This is a genomic window from Streptomyces sp. NPDC111802, from assembly GCF_055634335.1.
This window is the reverse complement of record NZ_JBVKCZ010000104.1, coordinates 1-8,957: the sequence shown is the minus strand read 5'-3', so window position 1 is coordinate 8,957 and position 8,957 is coordinate 1. Positions and strand designations below refer to the sequence as shown.

The 8,957-nt window shown below is 68.6% G+C and carries 12 protein-coding genes; 3 read left to right on the top strand and 9 right to left on the bottom strand.

Annotated features, from left to right (window positions below; all coding sequences use genetic code 11):
• From ACZ7NC_RS43315 to ACZ7NC_RS43280, 8 genes are all read right to left on the bottom strand, one after another.
• Nucleotides 1–895: hypothetical protein (locus ACZ7NC_RS43315; protein ID WP_471497487.1), on the bottom strand; the 895-nt coding region annotated here is incomplete at its 3' end.
• Between the two features lie 259 nt (nt 896–1,154).
• Nucleotides 1,155–1,640, bottom strand: a complete 486-nt coding sequence (locus ACZ7NC_RS43310) for a hypothetical protein (protein WP_471497485.1) — start codon at nt 1,638–1,640, stop codon at nt 1,155–1,157.
• Nucleotides 1,641–1,786: 146 nt separating this feature from the next.
• Nucleotides 1,787–2,077, bottom strand: a complete 291-nt coding sequence (locus ACZ7NC_RS43305) for a hypothetical protein (protein ID WP_471497483.1) — start codon at nt 2,075–2,077, stop codon at nt 1,787–1,789.
• Entirely contained in the window at nt 2,074–2,529 is a 456-nt protein-coding gene (locus tag ACZ7NC_RS43300) for an RNA polymerase sigma factor (RefSeq protein WP_471497481.1), read from the bottom strand. Before ACZ7NC_RS43300 ends, ACZ7NC_RS43305 begins: the two co-directional genes overlap by 4 nt.
• A gap of 188 nt (nt 2,530–2,717) precedes the next feature.
• Nucleotides 2,718–2,942, bottom strand: coding sequence for a hypothetical protein (locus tag ACZ7NC_RS43295; protein ID WP_471497479.1), 225 nt, complete (start codon nt 2,940–2,942; stop codon nt 2,718–2,720).
• A 108-nt stretch (nt 2,943–3,050) separates the two neighbouring features.
• On the bottom strand, nt 3,051–3,215 hold the full coding sequence (locus tag ACZ7NC_RS43290; protein ID WP_471497478.1) for a hypothetical protein: 165 nt from the start codon (nt 3,213–3,215) through the stop codon (nt 3,051–3,053).
• 95 nt (nt 3,216–3,310) lie between these two features.
• The gene (locus tag ACZ7NC_RS43285; RefSeq protein WP_471497476.1) at nt 3,311–3,880 is read right to left on the bottom strand and encodes a hypothetical protein; all 570 of its coding nucleotides are present in this window, start codon (nt 3,878–3,880) and stop codon (nt 3,311–3,313) included.
• 299 nt (nt 3,881–4,179) lie between these two features.
• Complete coding sequence (locus ACZ7NC_RS43280; protein ID WP_471497474.1) at nt 4,180–4,557, bottom strand: hypothetical protein; 378 nt, start codon at nt 4,555–4,557, stop codon at nt 4,180–4,182.
• A gap of 264 nt (nt 4,558–4,821) precedes the next feature.
• Between ACZ7NC_RS43280 and ACZ7NC_RS43275 the strand changes: the two genes are divergently transcribed.
• A complete protein-coding gene (locus tag ACZ7NC_RS43275) occupies nt 4,822–5,580 on the top strand; it encodes a GntR family transcriptional regulator (protein WP_471497471.1) in 759 nt (252 codons plus the stop codon).
• 107 nt (nt 5,581–5,687) lie between these two features.
• On the opposite strand, the gene ACZ7NC_RS43270 is transcribed toward ACZ7NC_RS43275, so the two are convergent.
• Nucleotides 5,688–6,002, bottom strand: coding sequence for a hypothetical protein (locus ACZ7NC_RS43270; protein ID WP_471497469.1), 315 nt, complete (start codon nt 6,000–6,002; stop codon nt 5,688–5,690).
• 202 nt (nt 6,003–6,204) lie between these two features.
• Between ACZ7NC_RS43270 and ACZ7NC_RS43265 the strand changes: the two genes are divergently transcribed.
• Both ACZ7NC_RS43265 and ACZ7NC_RS43260 read left to right on the top strand, forming a co-directional pair.
• Nucleotides 6,205–7,851, top strand: coding sequence for a helix-turn-helix domain-containing protein (locus tag ACZ7NC_RS43265; RefSeq protein ID WP_471497467.1), 1,647 nt, complete (start codon nt 6,205–6,207; stop codon nt 7,849–7,851).
• A 41-nt stretch (nt 7,852–7,892) separates the two neighbouring features.
• The gene (locus ACZ7NC_RS43260; RefSeq protein ID WP_471497464.1) at nt 7,893–8,876 is read left to right on the top strand and encodes an asparaginase; all 984 of its coding nucleotides are present in this window, start codon (nt 7,893–7,895) and stop codon (nt 8,874–8,876) included.
• Nucleotides 8,877–8,957 lie beyond the last annotated feature (81 nt).

The window sequence follows — 8,957 nt, the reverse complement described above, 5'->3', positions numbered from 1 at the left end:
CGGGCTGAGGCGTGGGCACGCCCGTGACGACCGCGAGGTCCGTAAGCGTGACGGCGTCACGGTCTCCGTCACTCCCCGCGTGACGCTCGCCGGGACGGCTGTTCGCGAAATCGCCCTGACCTGCGTGACGTTCACCAGCGTCCGTGACGGAGGCGTCACGCCCACCAGGCAGGGCAGGGAGATCCGCGCTGGAAGCGTCACGGTCGGCCGTGACGGCCAGGGCGGGCGCGGCCGGCGTCCACGTGTCGAGTTCCGGCAGCTGAATTGCAGCCACCGCGGCGGGCAGGGCCTTCGTCTGCACGGTGGTGGCTGTGGCCTCGGCCTGCTGGTGCAGGTCCTCGGTCATGGACTGCTGCGTCTTCAGCACCGACAGGCGGTAGACCGTCTCGGCTTCGGCCACGCGCTCGTTCAAGTCGCGCGCCAGAGTCAGGAGCTCGATGCGGTCGGCGGTGTCCGCTTCCATCTTTTCCAGCTGGTCCGCAACCTTCTGGCGGCGGGCCGCGATCGCGCGGCGGGTCTCGGCCGACACCCGCCGGCCCAGCGAGGGAAGGGCGATCCACCAGGCGGTCTTGGTCGCCACGATCGCGATGGGGGTGATGACCACGGCCAGACTGAACGCGGCTCCGGAGCTGTGCAGCCTCAGAGCGAGGTCGACCGTGGGGATTGCGGCGTTCACCGCCGTGAGCGCCAGCCCCGCATACTGCACCCGCCTGGCCCGGGCTCGGTTGTTCGCAGCCAGGATTTCGGTCATCTGGAAGACGACCCACAGGGCGTCCAGGGCGCCGACGGTCGGCACGGCCCAGGCCCCGAACTTCGGTTCCAGGATGTCGTAGCTGACGGCCATCGAGAGGACAGCCACGCCAAGGGTGACCACGCCCAGGACGGCGAGCACCATGCCACGCGGACTGGCGTCACGCCACTGCTTCGTATCGGTCACGGAAGTCTCCGTTCTTCGTGCGGGGGTTGCATGTCGGTTCGGATTGATGAACCCGGGCTGTCCGGTCCCCTGGACCGCGCCCGGACCGGCCCACCGGGGGAGTGGGGGCCGGGCCGGGCGGGTCAGGCAGCCGACAGAGGTGGCGATGTCGATTGGGGCAGTGGCTTTCAGGACCGGCGCTTTCGCTGCCGGGCAAGGGCCGCTATGCGTGTGGCATTCAGTAGCCGATGTTCTGGCACGCGCTGCAGGTCCAGGCCCTGGGGTCCGGGACAGCGGCCTGCATGCCAGCGGGCGGCGGTGGCGCAGCTCCGAAGGTTCCGCCGCACACATCGCACTGCATCCCGCCACTGGCAGTGGCAGGCGTCCGGGCAACGGAGGCGGGCGGGCAGGTACTGGGGTTGCACTTCCAGCGCAGGCACAGCGGGCAGGCGTCGTCGGCCATCACCGGCCGGTGCAGGATCAGCACCGGCTGCCGCTCGTAGCCGGGCAGCATCTCCTGAAGCGTGCGGCGGGCCCGGCGCACTGCGGGGATGCGGGCGTCGGACTCGCGCACCATGCACGCCAGGAGGTCACCGAGCTGGCGGTGCGCGGCGGCCGGGCAGAGGCCGGAGTGGAAGCTGCCGCACGGGCCGCACCAGTACTCCAGGTTCGCTGTGGCCGCTGTCGTACGGGCGACGGCCCGTGTCATGATCGCTGTGGTCATAGGGATCTCCGAGTCCGTTTGACCGGACAGCCCCGGAGCTCTCACCTTCCGGGGCTGTCGCTTTGTGACTGGCCAGACGGCCAGCCACGGCCCGTCTCCCAACCCTTGACGCTCTGGTGGGGTGGGAGAGGGACCGTGACGGATCGTCAGGCAGCCGGGGCGTAGGCCGGGGCCCGCGTGCCCTCGCGCAGCAGGCAGTCGGACGTCGTCCACGCCGATCCGATCGCGAAGGGCTGACCGTCCGCGCGCAGGGTGTCGCGGACGATGAGCGCCCACCGTGCACCCTTACGGCGCAGCAGCTTCGCCGCCTCACGCGGGTCAGTGACGAGCGCCAGCACCTCGAAGCGCCCGTCGACGTTTTGGTAGATCGTGCCGGGGCGGCGCGGGCCGATCTCGTCGGCGGCGCTGGGCAGGGCGATGGCGACGATGGGCATCATGCGGCGGCTCCGATCCGGCGGGCGAGGTGAGCGAGGGCGGACTCGTCGGTGCAGTCGACGGGCCGGACGCGGGCGAGGCGGTAGTGGTCGACCGCGCGGCGCCGGGCCCGCATCACGAGGAAGCCAGCCGGGGAGCACAAGTCGTTGCCACGCAGGAGGTACTGCCAGGTGTCCAGCCACACGTCCTGGGCGATGTCGTCGGCCAGGCCGCGGTCGTGGGGGCGAAGTGACCGAGCCGCGACCCGGGTCACCATCGGCGCGTGCTCGCGGTACAGCGCATCGAGTAGCTGCCGGGCGGCGGTGTCGCTGGGGCGGCCGGCGGACTGCTGCGGGTGCGGTCGGGGGCCGGCCGGTGTGGGCCGGTCGGGAGTCCGCTCGTGCGGGAGCGGTCGCCGCGGTAACGGCGGGCGTGTACGGGAGACGGCCACGGGGGCGTCAGCCATGATGGTCATGTGGGCTTCCCTCTCGATGGAAGGGTCGCCCGCGACACCAAGAACCCCCAGGGATGCTGCCCCTGGGGGTTCTTCATGTGCGGCGGGCGGTGCGTCCTGCGCACTCCGCCGTCGATCGGCCCCGCGGTAAACGGAGCCGGTCGACGACGGGCAGCGCAGGCTGCGGGATCAGACCTGCTCGATCTCAATCACACCGCGCAGGCTGCTGCCGCTGAGCGCGACGACCGTGACGGGGTTGCCGTCGCGGGTGCGCAGCTGGTCGCCCGCCGGGTCCGGGTGTAGACGACCGGCTCGAACCCGGCGAGCGTGTTGATCCCGATCAGGCGGTACGCCACTTCCTGACTCAGGCCGGGCGTCACATAGCTGGTCGCCCGCGTCGGGCCGAAGTACGTGTGCGAAATCAGAGCGTTCACGAGCGTCTCCTGACGTAGAGGAAAGGGAGTGCGTCCTACGCACTCCGCCGGTCACCGGGCCCACAGTGGAAAGGGCTCGGTGACCGGCGGGCAGCGCAGGCTGCAAGGTCAGTGACCGAGGCGGCTGGCCTCCTGCTTCAGCTGGTGAATGCGGTCCGCGACCCGAGCGCGGTCACGGCGGCTCAGCCCGGGCTTGGTCAGCTGCATGTGAGCCGCCTCCAGTTGGTCGGCGACACGTTGCTGCAGGGTGCGCGGGTCAGTCGGGATAGCCATGCGGAGGCCCTCCTTGTTGTCGGTGGTCTGCGTGTACGAGCAGCCGCGGCCCCGGCTGTTCGGGATGGTCGGGGCCGTGGCGGTTCGTGCGGGGTTCAGCGCGCGGGCCGCTGGGGGTGGAGCGTGTCCAGCGGAACTTCGGGGCCCTCCGTGGGGGCGTCACCGGCGGGCATCGCCCGGCGACTCTTGTCGGCGTCGGCCACACGGAACAGCACCGCGTTCCAGTCGGCCAGGCGCCCGGCCAGCGTGCGCTCGGCACGAGCCCGCAGGGTCCGGTCGGTCTGCGCGCTGAATGCCTTGGGCAGCACCGCGGTGGCCTGGCGGCTGGAGGCTTCCTTGACCGCGTCGGTCAGGGCCTGGCGCCACTCGGGGATCGTCATGTCGAACGCCACCTTGCGGTTGCTGCTGCGGCAGCGGATCGCATCGGCCTCGCTGGCCCTGCCGGTGTGATGCGGGACCAACTTCTGGATCCGGCTCTGCATGCCGGTGATGGGGACCCAGGTCCCGCAGTCCTCGCAGACGAGGACCGCCTTCAGCGGCTGACGCAAGTCGATGTGGGACGGGGGGAGCTGAGAAAGCCGGATGGCGGGGAGGCCGCTGACCCGCTTCGTACGGGTCCGGGTCTTCCGCTCCTTGGCCTTGGGCATCGCGGACGTGATGGTCATGTGGGGGATCTCCTTCGTACGGAGGGCAGGGGCTGCGTCGCGGTGCTCTCTCCGCCCGCCAGGCGCACGGGAGACCCGGCGTCCTGGAGGACGGACAGCGCATCAGCGCTGCGACGTGCGAGCAGAGAGTCGAGAAGCCGGGGGATTAGGTGGTGCATCAACCCCGGCCCCTTTTTCGAGGCGGACGACTTCCTGCGGTGGTGCTCGGTAGGGGACCGACGTTCCGGCTCCCTCAGCCGGCGCCGCCGGGGCGGTTCCGGGTGGGGGAGCCGGGTCCGTAGAGGACCCGGCGAGGGGGTTCAGGCAACGAGCGGGGTGTTGGTGACGCTGTCGTCGGAAGCGGACGCCTCGGAGTCGGCGAGGACCAGGTCGTGCGTCTTGCCGCTCGAGGCGACCGTGACCACGCGGCCGACGGAGGCGGCTGGGGAGGTCTGCTCGCGCACCACGCGACGAACCGCGTCCGCGAGCCACACGGGAATGTCCCCCTCCATCCCGGCCTCGGTGGTGAGGCGCAGCGAGCCCAACGCCTCCGCCCACGCCATGAGGGCCAGCTGAGGAGCGCTCTGGTAGTCCAACGGGGACAGCAGGCTGTTCACGAACGCGAGCAGCGGCCGCTCGAACCGGCCAGCCGGGGTCAACGAGCCGACTGCAGCGCGGGAGATCTGGGAGACGTACATACGGGTGATGCTCCTCTCGGAGGTGTGAGGTTCGGAAGACGTCGCGAAGGCGGCTGAGCAGGGAAAAGCAGTTCCGAGGCGACGTCTTGGCGGTAACCTCGGTACCGAGGTTGCTCCTCTAGTAGAACCATCCTCGGTACCGATGTCAAGAACCTCGGTACCGTTGAGGTATCCTGTGTAGGTCACTCCCGGCGTGTTTAAGGCGCCCCACGAGGTACCTCGGTAGCCAGCCGCCCTAGGATCGATACCGAGGTTGGGAGACAGATGACAGACGAGACCGGCGCGCAGCTCACCAAGGCTCAGCAGATCGCTGCTGAGCTGAAGGCAGCGATCGAGCGAGGCGACTATGGCCCTGGCGATCGCCTGCCTGGAGAAAACTCGCTGGCCACGCAGTACGAAGTCGCCAGCCTCACTGCCCGCAGGGCGCTCAAGATCTTGCGCACTGAAGGTCTCGTAGAGACCAAGAAGGGAGCCGGCGCCCGCGTCATCTCGTTCCACCCCATCCGCCGCCGCGGCATCCAGCGACTGGCCCGCGGCCAGTGGGGAAGCGGGAAAACGGTTTGGTCGGCCGACGACCACCGCGCTCCGGACGTCGACCAGATCACGGTGTCGGAGGACGTCGCCCCGCCTCAACACGTCAGCGACGTTCTCGAGTTGACGCCCGGCGAGACGGTCTGCGTACGCAGCCGGCGGTACGTCATGGACGGACGCCCGGTCATGGTTGCGGAGTCCTACCTGCCGCAGTCGCTGGTGGCGGGCTCCCCCATCACTCAGGCCGACACCGGTCCCGGCGGCATCTACGCCCGCCTGGCTGACCTTGGTCGGGCCCCGGCCCACTTCCGGGAGGAGATCCGCGTGCGTATGCCTTCCGCCGAAGAAGCAGCTCGGCTGGCCATTCCCGCCGACAGGATGGTCATCAAGCTGGCACGTACAGCGTTCGACTCCGAAGGGCGAGCGGTGGAGATCAACGAAATGACCATGGACTCCGCCGCCTACGTGCTCGACTACGAGTTCGACGCCTGATGTACCCGCGTCGCGGACCGGGCGCTGTGGGTTGCTACTCCCGTTGTATAGAGAGCCAACCCACAGTGCCCGGCGCGCACGAAGCCGATCGCAAGAAGCCATGGAACTCACCGGTCCCGCCGGTGAGACGGCATCAGCAATGCCTTAAGGATCAAGCCTGTCACGCTGGTGCTGGCCACGGTGGTGACGATGTCGCGGATCACCACCAGCAGAACCGTTACGACCAGTCCGCCGGTCAGAATGACCGTGACGCGTATGACCACCGTGCCGCGGGGGTGCCCGCGCGGCCCGGTTCCTGCCATGGCTCTCGAGCAGGTGCAGTCATCTGTCGACCTCACGCCGGTGGGCGTGAGATCGATGTTGCGGCCATGCGCGTCGGCTACACGGTGGCCCGTGCTGTGGGCATGCCGAAGCTCGTTCATCTCGCCCTCCTAGAGCAGCAGTTGGGGATCCCGACTGGAAAAGCCGGTACTCCAGGTGTAGGCGTGATCTTGAGTGACTTCTACGGTTGCCCTGTATCCGTCCTGCGGATACAGGGACTTGGATACATCGAGGGGGCTCAACGTGGGGCAGAGGCCGAAGGTCCTGACGCCGGACCAGTCTCCCCAGCACCGCCTTGGCTACATGATCCGACAGCTGCGTGAGGCGCGTGGACTGTCCATGCGGGAATTGGCCGCGAGGACGTTCGTTTCGCACTCCAAGGTGCAGCGTTGGGAGAACGGGGCACGCCCACCTCAGGGCCGGGGTGAGGCGGAGCTCATCGACCGGACGCTTGGTGCTGGTGGGTTCCTGATCGAGCTGTGGCAGGAGATCGACCGGGGTGTATCCGAGCCCAGCCATGTATCCGGTTCGGCGCCCCATGTATCCGATACACCGTTGAGCCTGGCCACGGCTCTTTCGCAGACGGCACCGTCGGACAGTGAGGGGATCTTCGTCCCCGCACGTCTCGACGATGGAACGGTGGTGCTCGTGGCGCTCGGTCGACGCGCGCTGTTGCGCGCTGGGGTGGGGGGCGGTGCAGCTGCGGTTGCCGGCATGGGGGTGCCAGCAGCTTCAGCAATCAGTGCCACCGAAGATCCCTTCGGGTTCGCGAGAACCGCCACCGAAAGCTGGCCGGGCCTTCAACTGTCCCGCCCGACCCCTGACTTCGGCGTCGACTGGCACGCCCTCATCCCGGGAGGCCGTTCCATGCTCGGGTCCCAGCTCTCGCTCCAGGTCCACCCCGCGCGCATCGAGGGAGGCCGAGTGATCGTGTCCGTCCCCGACCAGCGGCGGGCTGAGGAATTCCTGGCGCGGCCGCATCGCAGCCTGCTGGTCGGGGCACTCAACGCCGACGGAGTCTCACGGTTCTACGCTCTGGACGGCCGCACGGCCCGCAGTAAGCTCGCGAAGAACGGCGGCGTGTACGAAGTCGCCGCGCCCACGGCCTACGAACTGGATGACCTCACCTACGGCATTCTGTGGGCCGTCAGCAACTACGACGACGCTCTACAGGCCGATGACCGGCCTCTTGCCGAAACCCGCAGCGATCTCAAGGCCTACGAGCGGCTATCCGCATCGGCGGTCAGCCGGGAAGCCGCACCCGGGTTGAACACTGTCGCCCACATGTGGCTCGGCTCCGACTTCTGCGCCCGCCACATCCTTCGGGCCCTGCCGGACCTCCCAGCGCTGCCCGCGTTCTGGACCAGGGAGCAACGGGGCGAGGAGGCCAGCGCATGGCTAATCTTCGATCACAAGTACCCGTACCTGCGGGAAACCACCAAGGCTCTCGGTAGCACGAGCACTCGGGCCTTCTGCGTCCCTGAGGAGGTCGTCCGCTCCTCTCCGAGGTATGAACGAACCCTGATGTTCCTGGCCGTAGCGCTGATGGAGTCGTTGGGGATCCACGCCCAGTTCACGGCCGATCCCGCATACGAGGCCGTCGAGGGCTTCGTGGTCGCGCCCGATAAGGAAGCAGTGATCGCCAACTGGGTGCGCGGAGACGGGATGTGGCATGTCGATGTGACAGCGCGATCCTCGGTCGTTCGCGAGTTCACGATCGCCGCGCGCGACGTCGACGCGGACTCGCTCACCGCGGCCCCGACGGCTGCCGGACGGCTCCGTGCTCTCGCGCAGTATCTCAATCTGCCGTGGTCCTGGTTGATCCAGCGGTGCGGCCAGCTCGCCCGGTACGGATCGTCCGGGCTGATTCAGTCCCGCAGCCGACTGGTATCCGCGGCCGGCATCGACGCCGCGTGCGCGTACGTCGGTTCCCTCCCAGCCGATCATTGACCTGCGCACCACACCACACATCCACAAAGGAGAGAGAAAACATGGCCGTCAACGCGCGGCGCGTCGCAGTGATCTCGCTCGGCGGCACCATCGCGATGACCACTCAGACAGACAGCGGCGCGACGCCGACGCTGTCGGCCGACGACCTTGTCGCAGCCGTACCAGGCCTCGCCGACAGCGGCATCCAGGTGGAGGTTCACGACTTCCGCCGACTACCCGGCGCCTCGCTGGCCGTCTCCGACCTGCTCGAGCTCGCAACCAAGATCGAGGCGCTCGCGGTCGACGGCGTGGTCATCACCCAAGGGACGGACACGATCGAGGAGACCTCCTATCTGCTGGACCTCGTCACCAGCGGCGAGATGCCGGTCGTGGTGACCGGCGCCATGCGTAACGCGAGCATGGCGGGGGCGGATGGTCCCGCGAATGCCCTGGCTGCCGCTCGCGTCGCGGCCAGCGCCGAAGCGCGGGGCCTGGGGTGTCTGGTGGTGTTCGGAGAGGAGATCCACGCTGCCCGCTGGGTCCGCAAGACCCACGCCACGAGCCCGATGGCCTTCACTTCGTACCCCGGGCCGATCGGCTACGTGGCGGAAGACCGCGTCCGGATCCTGGCGCGTCTCGCCCCTTCCCTAGCGATCCATCCCCGGGAGGCCACGACCTCCGCGCGCACCGCGACCTTCACGGTCGGCCTCGGCGACGACGGGACGCTTCTCCAAGTCCTCGGTGACCACGTGGACGGGCTGGTGGTCGCGGCGTTCGGGGCCGGCCATGTCCCGATGGCCTGTGTGGATGCACTCACCGACCTTGCCAAGCGCATGCCGGTCATCCTGGCAACGCGCACCGGATCCGGGCCCGTGCTCAGGCAGACCTACGGCTTCCCGGGCTCCGAGTCCGATCTGCTTACGCACGGGCTGATCTCCGGCAACACGCTGGATCCGGTCAAGGCACGCATTCTGCTGCAGCTGCTCTTGATGACAAGCGCCGACAAGGAGCAGATCGCCCGGACCTTCAGCTCTACTGATTTTTGACTATGGGCTTGATGCCGGTGGAGCGAGTTCGAGGCCGGTTCCGGCGAGGAATCCGATGAGGAGTTCGGGATGGCGCTGGAT